The following is a 14,952-nucleotide window of genomic DNA, read 5'->3' on the forward strand; positions in this document are numbered from 1 at the left end:
CCGGCAGCGGGTAGCAACGGCTCAAGCTGCGCCCACGCCCGATCAGTCAACTCACCACCACGCACCACAGACGATCATCCAACCGGACCAGCACCCGCAACACGATCATTTATCAGACACCGCCTAGATCAACTATGAGGCCCGCAGGACCGCGCGCAGCGGGATGATGAACTTCTCCGGGTCCTGGGCGAAACCGGTGTGATCGCCGGGGAACATGGTGGGCTCGATCCCCAGCGCCGCGGCGAGGGCCCTGGAGGTGCGGTCGCATTCCTGGCCCGTCGAGTCCTCGCCGAGACCGACCACGATGCGGGCCGCGGTCGAGCGGAGAGCGTCCAGGTCGGGGCGCCAGCGGGTGGTCGCGCGCAGTTCGTGGGCGAACCAGCGGCGCTCGTCGGCGACCTGCTGCGGCTCGCGTTCGCCACCGAACATGTGCTCCAGCGCGCCTTCGGGAACGTCGATGTCGGCGTTGGCCATGAACGCGGTCCAGGCGCCGATGACATCGCCGGCCAGGTAAGTGGCGATGACCTCGTCGGTCTGCGCGTGGATCTGGTCGCGGTCGTCGAGAAGGGCGACCACCGGCGGCTCGTGAGCGATGACGGTGCGGACCTGTTCTGGACGGGTCTGGACGAGGGCCAGCGCGGTGGCGGCGCCCCCGCTGGACCCCATGACCACGGCCGGGCCGGCGTCCAGGTGGGCCAGAAGCCGGGAAAGGTCATCGGCGCGCAGTTCGGGCGTGGACTCCTGGCTAGGGTCGTCCAGCAGGCTGCGGTTGATTCCGCGGGGGTCGGTGGTGAGCACCGTGTAGTCGGCGCGAGCAGGTCGGCCAGTGGCGCGAAGGAGTCGGCGTCCATGGGGGCGCCGACGAGCGCCACGAGGGGTCCCTGGCCGCGCACCTCGTAGTGCAGGCGTGCACCAGGAACCTGGAGGGTCTGGACCGTCACGTGGGTGCTCGATGCAGAGGTCATCGGTCTTCTCCTCAGAGGATCGGGGTCGTCCCTTAGGAACTGAACTGAACTGTACAGGATAGTTACTGCTGTACTCAAGAGTTCAGTTGCCGACGGTTCGGGACGTCCGCAGACGGCGGGACCCCTTCGAGCGCGCACAGAGCGGAATGATCACTCCGAGCAGAACGCTGTTGGGTTCAAAGAATGAAAGGCCGCTGACCTGCGAGAGCAGGTCAGCGGCCGTGGTCCGCGATCACCCGACGGGGGTCGTCAGACCCGTTCCAGCACGACCACCGGGATCTCGCGGTCGGTCTTCTTCTTGTACTCGTCGTAGTCCGGCCACACCGCGGCCATCTTCGACCACAGCTCGGCCCGCTCGGCGCCCTCGGCGGTGCGCGCCCGCGCGGTGAACTTGTCGGCCTTGACCTGGACCCGCACCTCGGGATTGGTCTGCAGGTTCAGGTACCACCCCGGGTGCACCGGGGCACCGCCCTTGGACGCCACGATCACGTGGTCGCCCTGATGCTCCTGGTAGATCAACGCGAACTTGCGGTCCTCGCCGGACTTACGGCCCTTGGTGGTCAGGATGAGGATGGGCGCGCCCTTCTCCCAATCGTGCCCGACTTCGCCGTTGGTCTCCTCGTAGCGGCGCACGTGCTCGTCACCGAACAGCATGGGTCCTCTTTCCTAGCGTGAATTTCACGCTAGCGGCAACGCACGCCGCCCGCTTGTTAATCCGCCCTGCTAGAACGACGTCGCGGTTCAGATCCGGGACCGTGGGATCGCGAGGACGATGCGGTGGGCTTGCGCGCCGTCGACAGGGACGTGCTCACGGAGCAGGCCCTTCCGAATCGGCCGCTCGTCGCCGATGGCGATTCCAAGATCCGGGTAGTGCTCGGCCACCTCCTCCGAGGTGAGCGGGCGCTCCCCGAGCGGCAGGGCGACCTTTCCGGCCTCGTTCTCGTCCCAGCGAGGGGTGTCCATCACGGGCCAGATCCGGCGGACGATTCCGCGGTCGACGACGACCAGCAGCCGGATCTTGGGCCGGCTGGCCCTCGCCACCCGCCACCACCGGCTATCGGCCTCACGCTGGCGCTCGCCGACGCGGCCCTCCGGATCGGTCCCCGTACCCCCGCTGCGATACACGATCATGGCGATCTCGTCCAAGCGCTGGAGCTTGACCACGGTCCGCGGATCCATCCCCAGCAACCCGGACGCTTCGGTCACACCGCCCGCGGCGCGAACGAAGGCGCGCAACACGGCCGCACGCTCGCGGCGGATCCCCTCTTCCTGATCATCGAGAGAGCGTAGTCGGATGTGCAGTTCGTCGAGCAGCGCCATCCCGCCTCCCTGGTGGTCTCCGCTGGTCGAGCACGGTGCATTGCCCACAAGCCCGACACGCCCTACGACGCGCGCTCGTGCCCGTCCGGCCCGGCCCTCGTCCTCATGCTGCCAGCGCCGACGGTAGCACGATCTAATCGATTAGACAGCACCCAAAGTGGACGATAAGGGACTCTGGACCCAGCCCTCGACAGGCCAGACGAACACGCGTCGCCTGACGACGTCGGGCTGCCTCCGACGCCAAGAAGTCACCGATCTAATGGATTAGACCTGTCTGTCCGGGCGGGCCATCGCCGTATAAGTCCAAGTTGCTACTGCGATGGGTAGTTCGGGAGACTTCACCGCTCTTGCGAACTAGCTGCCACGCTAGCGACCCGAAATCCGTGCACGAGAGAGAATCCCAGTCCAACAGCAGTGCCCTCCTGCATCGAGCGGAGGTGGACGGTGCCCGGCGGTCAGCTCATCGCCGTTGAAGGGCCGAAGGCGGCGGGGAAGACGACCCTTATGGCCGTCCTGGCGGACCGGCTGTGCGACTTGCCGGTGTCTCCCGTGCTGACCAAGGAGCCGACGCCGGCGTTCGACTTGGACTCGGAGGAGCGGCTGCGGGGTGTGGAGCTGGCGGCTGCGATCGCGCAGGACCGGCGCCGCCACGTCACCGAGGTCGTCGGACCGGCGCTCGCCGCCGGACGCATTGTGATCTGCGACCGGTACCTCCTGTCGTCGCTGGTGTTCCACAGCCTCGACGGAGTGCCCCACGACGTCATCGAGGAGCTGAACGCCGACCGGACCTGAACGCGGTGCTGCGCGTCGGGGAGACTGAGCTGCGGCGCCGCCGCTCCCAGCGGGGCGCGGTGACCCGGTTGCAGAACAGCGATGCCGCCGCCGAGACCGACGCGTACCTGCGCTACGCCGAGCTGATGCAAACGCAGGGTGTCCCGGCCCGGGTGGTCGATAATTCCACGATGACCGACACCCGTCAGTTCGTAGAGTGGCTGTGCATGCGTCTCACCGGGGCGGCCACATGAACACTACCGACCTGCCTCTCCCGGATCTGGACGTACCGGGCGGCGACCTAGCGTTCGTCCTAGGCGTCCTGTTCAACCAGCGTGTACGTGCCGAGCTCGCTTGGTCGGCGCCAGGTCGACTGGCGGACCGTCACGGTGGCCTGGACGTCGCCACCCTGGCGGATGCCGACCCGGCCCGCTTGCAGGAGATGATGCGGCGGCCGCCGGCGGTCCACCCGTTCGCGGCCACCATGGCTGCCCGCGTCATCGGAGTCTGCGCGCGCCTGCAGGCCGAGCACGGTGGCCGCGCGGCCGCGCTGTGGGACGACCATCCGTCCGCCGAGGTCCTGGCGCAGCGGCTGACCACATTGCCCGGAATCGGTGTGCACAAGGCCAACGTCGCCGTCGCGTTGCTGCGCGACCATTACGGCCTGCCACTTGCCGACGGCGGCAGCTTCACCGCCCGCGCCCTCGCCGCCTGCCCACGCCTCCGGCAGGTCCTCATGACCTGACCGATCCCCCCGTCCTGGAAAGACGCACAATCATGCCCCAGCCGTCCGCCGCCCCAGCCCACCCAAGCGGTGGTGTTCCGAAGACCCGCCCGCTGTCCCGCTCCACCAGCCACCGGCACAGCGGCTACACACCGCCAGCGGGCTCCCTGCCGACGCTGGTGTTCGATCCCGAGGCGCAGTGCTTCAAGGCACCCGGCGGCGAGAGGACCGACGCGCTGGTCGACCAGATGGACCGGCCCCTGTCACTGACGTTCCAGTTGACGCGCGACTGCAACTTCTCGTGCGCGTACTGCTCTGAGCCACCCGGCGTCGCCACCCGTTCCTACGAGGAAGTCCTGGCAATGCTCGACAAGCTGTCGGGGATGCGGCGGATCATCTTGTCCGGCGGCGAGCCAATGCGCTACCGGCACTTCTGGAAGGTCCTGACGTACTGTCAGTCCCGGTTCGAGCAGGTCGTACTGTCTACCAACGCTTCCATGATCACCAGAGACGGTGCGGCGAGGCTGCGCGATCTGGTGGACTACGTCGACATCACCGTGGACGGGCCGCGCGCCCAGCACGACCGGATCCGCGGCACCTACGACATGGTCATCCGGGGCCTGCGACGCGTCGCCGAAGAGGACATCCCGCTGTCGGTGATCTGCGTCTACCTGGGCCGCAACAAGCGGAAGATTCACTACATCGCCCAGACCGGCGATGTCTTCGGCGCGAAGAAGATAAAGATCTTGACCACGATCCCCAAAGGGTATTCGCGGAACCTGTTCGAGAACTTCACCACCGGCGAGGAACTGGACGAGTTGGAGGCGTTCCTCAAGGTTGAGCGAGAGGAATGTGGCTGGCTGCCGCGCATCACCATCGCCGACTGGATGAGGATCGGCGCCGGGCACGCGATTCTGATCGAGCCCGACGGCCGTGCCGTCGCCTCCCCGGTGTGGCAGGAAACCGACTGCATTGTGCCGTTCGGGAACCTGCATGAGCAGACCGCGGCGCAACTGTGGGCAGCGTACCCGTACAAGCGAGAACACCTGGACAAATACCTGGAACGAACCATGGTGGTCGTGGAATAGCCGCGGTTGATACACGGCCCCGGGAAGTCCGGCGGGCACCCGTGATCGGCTGCTAGCGTCGTCCACTCCGTCAGCCTCACCGGCCTCACGGTGATCAGGAACAGGGTGACTTCGCATGGAACCCTTGCGGTTCGGCGCATCGCTGCGCGACGTCCAGGACTACGTGATCCGGCTGGAGGACGCACGCGGCTTCTCCGGCCGGTCGGCCGCTGACCAGTCTCTCAAGCTGGTCGAGGAACTCGGCGAGGCATGCCGGGCGGTCGGCAAGCTCCAAGGTCAGCCCACCGACCCGACCGGACGCGTCAACGACTTGGGGGCAGAGGCGGTCGACGCGCTGCTGATGCTCGTCGCGGTGATCAACCGCTTCGACATCGACTTGCAGCGGGCCTACGCCGATCAGCTCGCCCGCCAGCACCTCCACGGTCAGCGGACGGCACCGCCGGCGGTGACGTCCTTGCGCGATCTACAGGACTATGTGGCCAAGCGCGACGCCGAGTGCGGGCAGTGGCCCGTGGAAATCCGCTCCCTGCTGCTGGTCGCCCAGATCGGCCGGCTGTGCTCGGCGGTCGCCGTCACGAGCATCGCACCAGCGGCCGGGAACGCTGCAGAGCTGGGTGCGGCGGCCACTGAGGGGTTGACGCTGCTGGCCTCGGTGGTCACCGGCTACGGCATCGACCTGGAGGACGCCTTCCGCCGCAAGGAGAAGCACAACGACACCCGCGAATGGCGCTAACCCAAGCCTCGATCGAGGTATCGCGCCCGGTCGGGATCGAGATCACTGGCCGTCGGCTTCGTTCACCGCGTGCGGTACCTGCGCAGGACGCCTAAATGGGACGCAATGTGGCGCCTGTCCAAGCGGCCGCAATCCTCTCGGGGTCTGGGATCGTTCCTAGGGAAGCATTGCGGCTCGTAGAGCTAGCGGGAATCGAACCCGTGTCCTTCCGGGCGGTGCAATTGGTTACCGTTGATCATTATCGGCCGCCTTCGACAACATTCCAGACGTAAAGCGAGCTCGCGGAGAGCAGTTGGCCGCAGAGGCGTCGTGACCGGCGTCCTTAACCAGATCCGCGCAGCCGTACGCCGAGTCACCCTGGTGGTGTCGACCGGGCGGGGTCATGCTCCGTCGCTCTTCGACCCTCCGTACAAGGTGCTCCAGGATCGACCCTGCGACAAGCATAGGTTCGTCAATGACGGCCGACGCGTGAGTGCCTCTGGCCTCCTGTCAGCTTTGCTGTCTGCTCTTGCTGGTCAGGTTTTCGTGATGATCGCCCGTAGGTCTCGGACGGCCGGACGGTCTTGCCGTTCGCGGGGGACGGCGCGCAAGACGGCCTTTCCCGTCTCGGTGATCATGTGGCTTTGCTGGGAGGGTGGCAGTGCGGCTAGGATTTCGGAAGCCTCTCGGGCGCCTCGATCGGTTCCGCCGTTGACCACGGTGCACAGAGCCTCGTGGAGGCGGACGTTGGCGCCGTACTGATAGTCGCGAGTCCGAGTAAGAACTTCCTCGCGGGCCTTGTCTGCTTCGATCTCGTTTCCCACGTGCGCGTACACCCAGCTCTTGGCGAAGGAAGCCTGGCTCCAGGTCCATAGCGCAGGGATGATGCTCGCGCGGGCGTCGTCTCCGTCGTAGCCGACGAAGATGTTCAGTGCCTGTCTGGCTTCGTCGTGCCTGCCGAGCAGGGACATTGCCTTGGCCCGGGTCCCGGCGAGGTCGGCCCGCCAGAAGGATCGTGTGTCGTCTATGAGCCGTTCAGCATTGTCGACCAGTTGCAGCACAGTGGCCACGTCGCGCTGTCCGTAAAGGCCGTACCCTGCCTCCTCGCAGCGGACCATCATCCGCAGATCGAGGTCGTCGGAGGCGTCTGCGGCGGCGCGTGCGGTACGGGACCAGTGGATCGCGGCGCCGTGGTCGCCGAGGCGGGTGAGCGCGTTCGCGTGCAAGATGGACAGCGCGGCGGTCACGCGCTGTAGCTCGGTCTTGTCTGTGGTGTCAGCGCTCTGCAACTGATGTTGGATCGCGAAGAGATCGACCAATAGATCAGTGCTGACCTGTGCGGGCGGCCGGGTGCGGAGTGCGTGCAGGTGGTCCGACAGGGTCATATTCCAGTCGTCGGGTTCGCGGGGTTCGCTGTCGAGGATCAAGGCGAGTAGTTGACGGACCGGTTCCCCAGTCGGGCCGAGAGCGCTCGCGCCCATCCCCAGCGCGGCGAGTTGCAGCAGCGTGCGGCGCTCCAAGACGTCATCCCATGCGTGTGGCTGTGTCGAGGCTTCCACGCTAACGCCTGATTTGCCGGATGTGTTCCGTTCGCTGCTGCGGGTTCGGTCGGCCGCCTGGGCGAGGGCGACGAGTTCGCCGCCCGCGTCGAGAATGGTGTCGAGGCGTTCGGCGAGCTGGTCGGATGGCCTCTTGATGTTGTGGCAGAGCTTCGATACGTGGCCGGGATTGCACGGCACCTTCCTGGCAAGTGCACGTACTCCGATGCCGCGCTCTGCCATGAGCTCGCGCAGCCTTTCATTGAAGGTCATCGCATTCCACCGTTTCGTCCTGATAGGGGGGAATCGTTGCCCGACCTGGGGGGACAACCTTAAACATCTCCCACGGTAGCCGCGACATCGCTTGCATGGCGGGTGAAAACAAAAGACGGTCCCGGCCGGTGAGTTAACGCCAGGGAATCCGGGGCCTGATCGAAAAAGAGGGCCGGCTATGCGCAAGGTGCAGCAACCGTCTGGAGCGGACGCTGTAGTGGATCAAAAGGCCGCACTCCGGGAGGAGTTCGGCGGATGGAACATTATTCACACCACCGATACCGGTCGCTGGTGGGCGGTGCGGACCGTCCGGCATGCCCGGCTGGACGGTCGGCTGCTCGGTTCATGGGTGCCGACCGAGCTGGACGCGGACACGGCGGATGAGCTGCGCGCCAAGCTGCGTGAGGTCGTCGACGGTGCGGTGGGTGCGCGGTGAGCGGGCCGGAGGAAGCGTGGCGCGGCCTCATCGAGGAGTTTCCTGGCTGGGTGGTGGAGGTGAAGGACGGGCTGGGGTGGTGTGCCTCGCGGTTGGTTCCGCCTGGACACGGTGGGTTCCTGGGTGTCCGGGCCGATGAGGCGGGGCTGTTGCGCGAGTTGCTGCATGAGGCGGCCGGGGTTGATGCCCGGTTGGCGTTGCGGGATCTGGCGGTCGAGTTGCGCAAGTGCGGGATCACGGCCACGGCCTATGACACGACGCTGACCGCGACGGGGCCGGGAGGGCGCACGCAGATGCTGACCTGCCGGTTGGGGTTGTTCCGCTGGTTGGCGGGTGGCCGGGTGATCGGCCCGATCGAGGACCCGCTGGCCGCCGTCGATGCCGTCCTGGCGTCTTTCGGGGATCGGGCATGAACCGGTCAGTGGACACTGTGCTCGACCTGCCGCCCGTCCGGGATGCGCCCCCGAGCATCCCCGCCGCGATCACCACGTGGTGGGGACAGGCTACGAAGATGTGGTGGGCCCTGGTGCCGTCGCGGTACGGCCCGCGTCTGGTGGAGGCGCCGAGCGCGGAGGCGCTGGCGGTCGCCGTCGACTGGTATCTGCGGCGGGCGGCGGTCTAGGTGCCCTGGCTTCTCAGGCCGGGGACGGCGCTGCGCATCGCCGTCTTGCGGTGTGTCGTCCCCAGCGGGCGCGGGAGAGTGCGCGCGACGGTCTCTCGCGCCCGCCTGTTCCTCGCAGGACTATCCGCTCGGCATTCCACGGCCGGAGAGGCGGAGGTCCTGCGTCCTGGCGCGGCGGCCGGGGGCGACGTCGGCGTCCCCGGCCGCCGCGCCGCCTTGCCGGTGACGGCGGTCGATCATCTGGATGCCCTGGCCGGTGTGCTGGCCGCCGCCGGGTGGGCTGTGTCCCCGCGCTATCAGGAGGAGCCCGCGCTGCTGCGGGTGGTTGCGGCTGGGCTGCCGGGGGTCGGCGAGAGCGTGTGGGTGAAGCCGGGCGTGGGCGGGGTGCCGTGGTTCATCTCCTCGGCCGGTGAACCGCTGGCGCCCTGCCACGATCTCGCCGGGGCGTGTGCGGCGATCGACGCCCGGCTGGGGCCGTTGGCCGCGGCGGCATACGCATCGACCAGGCCGCCCTGGACGTCTGCTTGATCCAGTTCGTCGTCGCCCCCGGCAGGCCGACATGCACAGCAGGTTCGCCCACGTCGTTGGCCATGACACCCACCGGCGGACATGCGCCAACATCAGCTCCGTCCTGGAGATCGGGTCGGGGACGGGCAGGACGGTCGGGATGCCGGCCTCGCGGCTCGGCGCCCGCGATCTCGTCACCGTCCAGGCCGACGGGGGGTGGGCGGCTCTAGAACGGCGGGGAGGACTGAATGGCCAGTGACACGCCGCGTGTGTTCAGTTTCTGCTGGTACCGGCTAGAAGCGCGACATCGCTGGAAAGCGCGACGTACTTGGGGCGGCTGTGGCGTTTGCGGTCCGGCGCCGGGGCAAAGGGTGGGGCGATGGACGACCCCGCAGGCGAGCGGTTCCGCGGGCAGCCATGGTCATGGTCCGCAGGGGTCGTGAGAGCGATTCGCCACTAAGCCGGTGAGGTTCCGGTATCCCGACACCACAGAGCGGTCGCCCCCCGGCTCGTCCAGAAGATGGCCGGCGGCGCACGAGGTGGCAGGGATCAAGGCGGCCGCGACTCCGCCAGGAGGTGGTGAAATGGCGCCCGGAGTTCGACGAGGTGGGACCAGGTCGGCGAGTCCGCGGCCGCCGCTGCTCGATCTGCCCTTCCCGTCCCGCTGCAACCCGGAGTTGGACGGGCTCGCCGCTCACCTTCGGCGCCGGATCGGGGACTCCGGGCTGATCGAGGAGGCGGCCTTGCCCGCCTGGGAATCCGGACGCTATGAGCGGCTGGTCGGGCGGATGTTCCCGGCCGCGCCCGAGCCCCTGCTGAATCTGATCGGTGAGGCGGTGCTGTGGCTGTTCCTCGTCGACGATCACCTTGACCCGGGCCGCCCCGGCGGCGACCCCGCGTGCGCCGAGCGGTTGCGCCACGGTGTCGTCCGCGTCCTTGCGGGGGAAAGGGGTGAGGACCCGCTGCCGCGCTGGCTGTGCCGCTGGTGTCCGCGGATCCGGGACATCGCCGGTCCGCGCTGGTGGTCCCGGTGTGCCGCGGACCTGCGCGACTTCACGACCGCCATCTGCGACGAGGTCGGCGCCCGCACTGACGGCGTGCCCGCTCTGGAGGCGTACGTCCCCGCGCGTCGGCTGACCTCGGGCTGGGGGGTGCTGAGCGATCTCGTCGAACTCGACTCCGGGGCCGAGGGGATCCGATCCGCGGCCTTGTGGAGCGAGCTGCGCTGGACGGCCGCCGACGTGGCCTGCGCGGTCAACGACATCCTGTCGCTGCGCAAGGAGGTGGAAGCCGGCGAACAGCACAATCTTGTCTTCGTACTGGCCGTTCGAGGGCGTCGCTCGATCCCGGACGCGGTCGAGGTGGCCGACCAGTGGCTGCGGCGGCGTCTGAGCGATTATCTGGACGTGCGGGAACGGTTCGTGGCAGCCGATCGGCATCGCGGCGGGGCCGGTGCGGCTCGCTACGCGCGAGGGTTGGAGCACCTCATGCGGGGCAGCCGCGACTGGAGCGTCGAGACCGGCCGGTACGAGGTGGCGGACCATGAGTGATCACCCGCGCGTGATCGTGGTCGGCGCCGGAATCGCCGGGTTGACCGCCGCCTTCCGGCTCCGCCGCGACGGCTTCGCCGTCACCGTGCTGGAGCGGTCGGGTCCCGAGCTGATCGGCGGGCGGATGAGCACGGTCGAACGCCACGGCTTCCACGTCGACGTCGGGGCGACGCTCTTGCTCGCGTCCTACCACGAGATGCTCCGGCTGGCCGCTGACGCCGGGCTCGCCGACCAGGTCAGACCGGCCTCACCGGTCTTTGGGATCGTGCGGGACGGGACGGCACGGCATATACAGGCGGTCCCGCGCGCCCGGCTGGCGCGCAGCCCCCTGCTCCGGTCACTCGCTCCCTCCGATCTGCTCAAAGTGGGCGCGGACTTCCTGCGTGCGCGCCGGGTCCTCGACTGGGACGACATGTCCGGCGCGGCCTCCTTGGACTTCGAATCCGTTCGCGAGTACGCGACACGGCGCGGACTGCGCCCGGACACGCTGGAGTACCTGCTGGCGCCGTTCGTTGCCGGACCGGCGCTCGCCGAGCCGGAGCGGGCGTCCATCATCAGCGCCTTCTGCTACCTCAACACGATCATCGCCGGCAGTGGATCCTTCACCTCGCCGTGCGGGGTTGGTTTCCTGCCGCGGGGGCTGGCCCGGCATCTGGACGTGCGGCACTTCGCGGAGGTCACCTCGGTGGCCGAGCGCGGCGGCGAGGTGACCGTCACGTGGACCGGGCCGGGAGAGTCCGAGCACACCGAGCAGGTAGCGGCGTGCGTCGTCGCGGTACCGCCGCCGCACGTGCTCGCACTCCATGACCGCCTCGACCCCACACTGCGGGAGTTGTTCGAGGGCATGGAGTACTCCCGCAGCGTCCACGTCGCCTTCGGCCTCGACCGGCCCACCGCCGAGCCGAGCCTGCTGCTCCAAGTGCCGCGGGTCGAGCACCCCGATCTCGTCGCGTACGTGATGGAGCACAACCAGGCGCCCGACCGGGTCCCGCCCGGGACCGGGCTGGTCATGGCCCATTTCCGGGGCACCTGGTCGACGCGGAACTGGGGCCTGGACGACTCCAAGGTCATCGATCGGGCGCTGGAGGCGACCGAGCGCCTCGGCGTGCTGCCCGAACTGACCAGCAGCGCGACGATGGCCGAGGTGCTCCGCGTGTCCCCGTGCACCGTCATCCGCCGTCCGGGCGAGTACCGCGCCATCACCCGCGCCGCCCGTGCCCTCGGCGCCGGCCCGCGGATCCAGTTCGCGGGGGGCGACTACCTGGCGCACTCGACCACCAATGGCAGCGTCTGCTCCGGTGAGCGCGCCGCCCGCCGGGTCACCGCGCTGTTCCGCCGATGAGCGTCGAAGGGAGACAGTAGTGCGTATCCGCGAGGTCACTTCCCGGCGGCCGGCCTGGCCCATCTCCTCCATGCCCGCCGAGCTTCCCGCGGCCCGCGACCGGTTGCGCGTCCGCCTCCTCGAACGCATCGCGCCCGACGGGACGCTGCACGAGCCGTGCCACAGCCGCGTCCTGGAGTCGGCGCTCGCGCTGCCCCTGCTGCGCCGGTACGGAAGCTCCGTCGCGGCGCAACGCCTCGCGCGATACCTCGATCACCGGCGCCGCTACGTCGAACCGCTCGACCGGCTCCTGGCGACCATCGTCCTCGACGACGCCCGCGAACGCGACCCCGACCTCATCGACCGGATCATCACCGAGGCACCGCAGTTCACCGGCACCCGAAAACGCGCGACCCTTGAGGCGATCTTCACGGCCTGCGGAGCGCCGCCGCCGCGCGGTGCACCGCTCGATCCGGCCGCCTTCTCGACCACCGGACTGCACCGCTGGGCCGAGGTACAGGTCACCGCCGTGAAGGTCATCCTCGCCACCGCGACCCGGCACCGGGAGCTGATCGGCCAGGACGACGTGCGGCTGCTGCTGGCCACCCAGCAGCGGCCCTGGGTGTGGGAAGCCGACATCTTGATCCATCTGTCCGTGCTCCATGCCCTGGCCGGGATGGGAGGCATGGACGACGTGGTCGCGCTCGGTGTGGCGAAACTGGCGGAACACCAACGCCACGACGGCGGCTTCCCGTTCGTCACCGACGTCGACACCTGGTGCGCCGCGACCGCGGGAATCGCCCTCGCCTCCGCCGGGGCCTCCCGGCAGTACCTGATGTGCCTCGCCGCCGCCCTCGCCGGGAAACAGAAGCCCGGTGGCGGCTGGTCGTTCACTGATCGGGCCGAGCAGACAGACGTCGACGACACCTCGGTGGCTCTGGAGTTCCTGCACACTCTGAACGCACCCGCGCACCAGGCCGTCATCGCACGCGGACTGGACTCGCTCATCTCGGTACGCGGCCCGGACGGCGGCTTCCCCACCTACATCGCGGGGACTCCCTCCGAACCCTGCATGACCGCCGCCGCGATGAATGCCCTGTCGATCCGGCCGAAGCATTATGGGCGGGTACGCGCCACCGGCCTGGACTACCTGATCGACCGGCAGCGCGACGACGGGACCTTCGACCCGGACTGGAGCGCCAGCCGGCTGCACACCCTCTTCCGCGTCGTGCTCGCCGCCGATCGCTCCACCAAGGCCCGTCGGATGGCCGACCGCGCGGTGCGCCACGTACTGGAGACCCAGAACGCCGACGGCGGCTGGGGGCAGCAGACCGGATCCCCCAGCGACGCCATAAGCACTGCGTACGCCCTCATCGCGCTGTGCCACCAAGACGACCCGGAACCGGCCGCGACCGGGGCGGGCTATCTCATCGAACAGCAGCAGGCCGACGGCGGCATCGACTCCTTCCCGGACTCGATCGGCCCCCGGCCCTTCGTCTTCCGCGTGCCGCTCCTCGCCGACACTTTCTCCCTGCTCGCCATCGGCCACCTCACCACGCGGCTTGAACCCTCGGCACTTGACGTCGACAGGCGTGCGAAGGAGACCGTTTTCGGTGACTGACCTCAGCGAACCCGCACACACCGACTATCCGCCCGCACCTTGGTACTCACGCGGACAGCTGTGGTTCGGACTGCTGGCGACCGACCAGCCGCCACGGGTGCCCCCACCACTGGTACCGCTCATCTCGACCCGGCACCTCGCGCTCATGCTGATCCGGTACCGCGAAGGCACCCTCCGCTACGACGAGTTCATGGTCGCCTCGGTGGTGCGCCGGGCCCACCGCGTCGGCCTGTGGACGCACCACATCTGGGTCGACGACCCCGCGTCCCTCTGGGGCGGCCGCCGCATCTGGGGAATCCCCAAGCGAATCGCCGCCTTCTCCTGGTTCGGTGACCGTTCCAAGGAACACGTACGGATCCGAGCCGAAACGGGCCCGATCGCCGCCTTGAACCTCAGCCGGCCGACCGGACTCCGACCGGCTCTTCCAGCCATTGCCGGTGGATTCGGTGAGCTCGACGGAGACCTGACGTACTTCGTCGGCCATCTCCGCGGTCCCGTACACCGGGCGGCCATGTCAGTGACCGAATGGGCCGATGTCCTTCCCCGATTGAGCCGGAGCACCGCCCGCCCGGGTATCGCCGTGCTGCCCTTCCGAATGACCGTCTGCCCGCCGAAACGGCTCGGTTCCCTCGGCGTGGCCGCAGAATCCGGCGCGGCGGGTGTCCGCGATCTTGCGTAGTTTCTGGTTCTCCTGAATGCCGAGGTGGTCTCCGAAGGAGAGCGCGAGGGGACCGCATCCAGGGTCGCTTTGGCGGGCGTACGGTGGGGGTTCCTGGTTGTGGGGAGGACGTCATGGTGCGTCGGCCGGACGATGCGGCGCCTGAGCCGCCGGGAGGGCGGGCGGCGGAGCGGCTGCGGGAGTTCGAGGCGGCCCGGTTCCCGGAGCCCGAGGAGCCCGAGGAGCCCGAGCAGTCCGAGGAGCCCGAGGAAGAGCCCTCCGAGGGCGAGCAGGACGACCCGGAGCGGCCGCCCGAGGACGCGTGATCGTAAAAAGGCTGGTCAAGTGGGGCTTTGTCACTTGGCCATGTGTGGTCATCGCCGTCCGTAACCGGACAGTCCCCGTTCGTCCCATGTGCCGCTTCGGTGCCTTCGGCCGTCACGCGTAGCAGTGGTGCGTTGACAGTGGGTCGCCGGAAGTGCGATCCCTGAGGTGCGGCTCGTTCGGGGGAGCGGCGGTCGCCGCTGGACGAGGAGCGCCTATGACGAGCGCCACGGCGTCCTTCCGTGGCAGCGGGGAGGTGCGGTCATGCGCGGGCACGAGGACGAGGGCCGGACGGTGGCCGGTCGTCCCGCACGGCGGCCTCCGGGCGGGAAGGCGCTGGCGCGGCTGGTCCAGCAGCTGGCCGGGGTCGGGCTGGTGGGGGAGGCGCAGGCCACCGCCGCCCAGGCCCTGCCGGAGGCGGACGAGGCGACGGTGCGGCGGCTGGTGGCCGGCGCGGCCGGGCTGGCCGAGGACGATCTCGGGGGTGCCGACGAGGAGCGGCTGGAGCGGCTCGGGGCGGAG

At 68.8% G+C, this 14,952-nt stretch carries 19 protein-coding genes; 15 read left to right on the forward strand and 4 right to left on the reverse strand.

What is annotated here, in order from left to right; translation table 11 throughout:
- Positions 1–132: 132 nt before the first annotated feature.
- From E1298_RS31870 to E1298_RS31880, 3 genes are all read right to left on the reverse strand, one after another.
- Complete coding sequence (locus E1298_RS31870) at positions 133–798, reverse strand: alpha/beta fold hydrolase (RefSeq protein WP_243725936.1); 666 nt, start codon at positions 796–798, stop codon at positions 133–135.
- A gap of 416 nt (positions 799–1,214) precedes the next feature.
- Entirely contained in the window at positions 1,215–1,619 is a 405-nt protein-coding gene (locus tag E1298_RS31875) for a nitroreductase family deazaflavin-dependent oxidoreductase (RefSeq protein ID WP_131899874.1), read from the reverse strand.
- A gap of 87 nt (positions 1,620–1,706) precedes the next feature.
- Positions 1,707–2,285 carry a hypothetical protein gene (locus E1298_RS31880; RefSeq protein ID WP_131899876.1) on the reverse strand — a complete coding sequence of 193 codons (579 nt, stop codon included), beginning with the start codon at positions 2,283–2,285 and terminating at the stop codon, positions 1,707–1,709.
- 444 nt (positions 2,286–2,729) lie between these two features.
- Here E1298_RS31880 and E1298_RS31885 point away from each other — a divergent pair, with 444 nt between their 5' ends.
- From E1298_RS31885 to E1298_RS31900, 5 genes are all read left to right on the forward strand, one after another.
- On the forward strand, positions 2,730–3,077 hold the full coding sequence (locus E1298_RS31885) for a dTMP kinase (RefSeq protein WP_131899878.1): 348 nt from the start codon (positions 2,730–2,732) through the stop codon (positions 3,075–3,077).
- A 59-nt stretch (positions 3,078–3,136) separates the two neighbouring features.
- A complete protein-coding gene (locus E1298_RS48595) occupies positions 3,137–3,310 on the forward strand; it encodes a hypothetical protein (RefSeq protein ID WP_165975780.1) in 174 nt (57 codons plus the stop codon).
- Positions 3,307–3,801: a Fe-S cluster assembly protein HesB gene (locus E1298_RS31890; protein ID WP_131899880.1), complete on the forward strand. Its 495-nt coding sequence runs from the start codon at positions 3,307–3,309 to the stop codon at positions 3,799–3,801. The genes E1298_RS48595 and E1298_RS31890 overlap by 4 nt, the downstream gene beginning before the upstream one ends.
- A 32-nt stretch (positions 3,802–3,833) precedes the next feature.
- A complete protein-coding gene (locus E1298_RS31895; protein ID WP_131899882.1) occupies positions 3,834–4,868 on the forward strand; it encodes a radical SAM protein in 1,035 nt (344 codons plus the stop codon).
- Positions 4,869–4,983: 115 nt separating this feature from the next.
- Positions 4,984–5,601, forward strand: coding sequence for a nucleoside triphosphate pyrophosphohydrolase family protein (locus E1298_RS31900; RefSeq protein WP_131899884.1), 618 nt, complete (start codon positions 4,984–4,986; stop codon positions 5,599–5,601).
- A 515-nt stretch (positions 5,602–6,116) separates the two neighbouring features.
- On the opposite strand, the gene E1298_RS31905 is transcribed toward E1298_RS31900, so the two are convergent.
- Positions 6,117–7,391, reverse strand: coding sequence for a helix-turn-helix domain-containing protein (locus E1298_RS31905; RefSeq protein ID WP_131899886.1), 1,275 nt, complete (start codon positions 7,389–7,391; stop codon positions 6,117–6,119).
- Between the two features lie 178 nt (positions 7,392–7,569).
- Here E1298_RS31905 and E1298_RS31910 point away from each other — a divergent pair, with 178 nt between their 5' ends.
- The 10 genes from E1298_RS31910 to E1298_RS31955 form a co-directional block, all read left to right on the forward strand.
- Entirely contained in the window at positions 7,570–7,827 is a 258-nt protein-coding gene (locus E1298_RS31910) for a hypothetical protein (protein ID WP_131899888.1), read from the forward strand.
- Complete coding sequence (locus E1298_RS31915; RefSeq protein WP_131899890.1) at positions 7,824–8,240, forward strand: hypothetical protein; 417 nt, start codon at positions 7,824–7,826, stop codon at positions 8,238–8,240. The genes E1298_RS31910 and E1298_RS31915 overlap by 4 nt, the downstream gene beginning before the upstream one ends.
- Positions 8,237–8,449, forward strand: a complete 213-nt coding sequence (locus tag E1298_RS31920) for a hypothetical protein (protein ID WP_131899892.1) — start codon at positions 8,237–8,239, stop codon at positions 8,447–8,449. Before E1298_RS31915 ends, E1298_RS31920 begins: the two co-directional genes overlap by 4 nt.
- A gap of 78 nt (positions 8,450–8,527) precedes the next feature.
- A complete protein-coding gene (locus E1298_RS31925; protein WP_131899894.1) occupies positions 8,528–8,977 on the forward strand; it encodes a hypothetical protein in 450 nt (149 codons plus the stop codon).
- A gap of 563 nt (positions 8,978–9,540) precedes the next feature.
- Positions 9,541–10,506 (forward strand): terpene synthase family protein, encoded by a 966-nt coding sequence (locus E1298_RS31930; protein WP_131899896.1) that lies wholly within the window; start codon positions 9,541–9,543, stop codon positions 10,504–10,506.
- Entirely contained in the window at positions 10,499–11,848 is a 1,350-nt protein-coding gene (locus E1298_RS31935; protein WP_131899898.1) for a protoporphyrinogen/coproporphyrinogen oxidase, read from the forward strand. The genes E1298_RS31930 and E1298_RS31935 overlap by 8 nt, the downstream gene beginning before the upstream one ends.
- Before the next feature lie 70 nt (positions 11,849–11,918).
- Complete coding sequence (locus E1298_RS31940) at positions 11,919–13,448, forward strand: prenyltransferase/squalene oxidase repeat-containing protein (RefSeq protein WP_165975781.1); 1,530 nt, start codon at positions 11,919–11,921, stop codon at positions 13,446–13,448.
- 97 nt (positions 13,449–13,545) lie between these two features.
- Positions 13,546–14,127 carry an acetoacetate decarboxylase family protein gene (locus tag E1298_RS31945; RefSeq protein WP_279499316.1) on the forward strand — a complete coding sequence of 194 codons (582 nt, stop codon included), beginning with the start codon at positions 13,546–13,548 and terminating at the stop codon, positions 14,125–14,127.
- 113 nt (positions 14,128–14,240) lie between these two features.
- Positions 14,241–14,432 (forward strand): hypothetical protein, encoded by a 192-nt coding sequence (locus tag E1298_RS31950; RefSeq protein ID WP_131899904.1) that lies wholly within the window; start codon positions 14,241–14,243, stop codon positions 14,430–14,432.
- A 262-nt stretch (positions 14,433–14,694) separates the two neighbouring features.
- A partial coding sequence (locus E1298_RS31955; protein ID WP_131899906.1) for a hypothetical protein occupies positions 14,695–14,952 on the forward strand: 258 nt, incomplete at its 3' end.

The sequence above is a fragment of the Actinomadura rubrisoli genome (genome assembly GCF_004349215.1).
Taxonomy (GTDB): domain Bacteria; phylum Actinomycetota; class Actinomycetes; order Streptosporangiales; family Streptosporangiaceae; genus Spirillospora; species Spirillospora rubrisoli.